Annotated in this window: 3 protein-coding genes; all 3 read left to right on the top strand. The window is 52.2% G+C overall.

Annotation, left to right across the window (positions count from 1 at the left end; genetic code table 11):
* Positions 1-636, top strand: a 636-nt coding sequence (locus tag VGA08_02775; protein ID HEX9679519.1) for a hypothetical protein, incomplete at its 5' end; no start/stop codon positions are given.
* Positions 637-927: 291 nt separating this feature from the next.
* Entirely contained in the window at positions 928-1,137 is a 210-nt protein-coding gene (locus VGA08_02770; GenBank protein HEX9679518.1) for a cold-shock protein, read from the top strand.
* Positions 1,138-1,163: 26 nt separating this feature from the next.
* Entirely contained in the window at positions 1,164-1,505 is a 342-nt protein-coding gene (locus VGA08_02765; GenBank protein ID HEX9679517.1) for an RNA-binding protein, read from the top strand.
* Positions 1,506-1,616: the final 111 nt, after the last annotated feature.

The raw sequence follows: 1,616 nt of genomic DNA, 5'->3' as shown, positions 1-1,616 counted from the left end.
GAGGCGCTCAGCCTGGCCCGGTCATACGACTTGCAGATCAAAACGCTGCACTTCCACTGCGGCTCCGGCTACCTGACCCCGGACCTGGACACCTTCGCCGAAATCCTGGCCCGCGCCAACTGGTTTCTCGACCGCTGCCCGACCATCGACACCCTGGACATCGGGGGCGGTCTGGGTCTGCCGCTGGTTGAGAGTCACCAGCCGCTTGATCTGGATCGTTGGGCCGGTATCATCGCCGGGCATGCCCAAGCTCGCAATCTGGAAATCCAGCTCGAGCCGGGTGACTATCTGGTCAAAGACGCGGGTGTATTGATTTTGGAAGTGAATACGGTCGAAGAGAAAGGCGGCGTTATGTTTGTCGGGGTGAACGGCGGCTTCAATCTACAAAATCTAGCGGTCTACTACGACACGCCCTTCATCGTAACGCCGTTGGTCGTGGAGGGGACAGCCCCGCCGCAGCAAGTGACCATTGCCGGCAACATCAACGAGGCCATCGACCTGCTGGCCGAGGATATTTTTCTGCCGCCGCTCAAAGAAGGGGATTTGCTGGCCTTGCTCAACGCCGGCGGCTACGGCTCGGCCAGCAGCTCAAACCACTGCATGCGGGGCACATTTTCGGAGTATTTGCTATTGTAAAAAAGGGAAAGCGTCAAGCACCCAGGTGGCTTGATGGGCATACATAATGTCTTGTAAACTTCCATTTGAGGGGGGCGTCCAAAATTTTGGACGCCCCCAGTTATGAGAGCGGATATTGACAGAAATCAGCTAACGGGCTATAATGCTAAGCTATAGGACGAAGAAAGTATCTGATCGGTTATAAGCGGCCACCAGAACTTTGGGCGGACGCTTTTTTTCTTGCGGTGAACCTCTTTGACCTATAAATCTATTTTCAATTCTTATAGTAAACGTAAGGAGAATTGCAGTATTATGTCTGAACGAATTGTAGGTACCGTCAAATGGTTCAACGCCAGTAAAGGCTATGGGTTTATTGAACAGGAGGGTGGTGAAGATGTCTTTGTTCATTACTCTGCGCTCCAATCTGATGGCTATCGCTCATTAGATGAAGGCCAGCGCGTTGAGTTTAGTATTGAACGTGGTCCCAAGGGACTCCAGGCCAGTAACGTTGTACCCCAGTAGCGGCTTTACTGAAAAAGGAATTACCGATGAACAAGAAACTTTACGTGGGTAATCTCAGCTACCAAACAACCGAAGACGAACTGCAGCAGTTGTTTGTCGAGGTTGGGCCGGTTGTGTCGGTGAACATTATTACGGATCGCGTTTCAGGTCGGTCCAAAGGATTTGGTTTTGTCGAGATGGAAACCGAAGAGGCAGCAAAAGAAGCCATTGAACGGTTGAATAATCTCGAAGTCAACCAGCGCGCTATTGCCGTCAGTGAAGCGCGCCCGCCTCGTGAAAAGTCGTTTGGGGGCGGCGGCGGCGGTGGCGGCGGCGGCAGACGCGGTGGTCCCCCTCGTGGCGGCGGTGGTGGTCGCAGGAACTATTAAAACCATTCCCAACTGAAAAAACATAATGTATCGTCGCAAAAGCGCGGGAACACTCCACGCGCTTTTGTTTTTGGTGATGACCTTTTTAATAGTTAGTCTTATTATCTTTTT

The sequence above is a fragment of the Candidatus Saccharimonadales bacterium genome, assembly GCA_036397795.1.
Lineage (GTDB): Bacteria > Patescibacteriota > Saccharimonadia > Saccharimonadales > DASWIF01 > DASWIF01.
The sequence above is the reverse complement of the archived record's forward strand: the minus strand, read 5'-3'. Positions and strand labels throughout refer to the sequence as shown.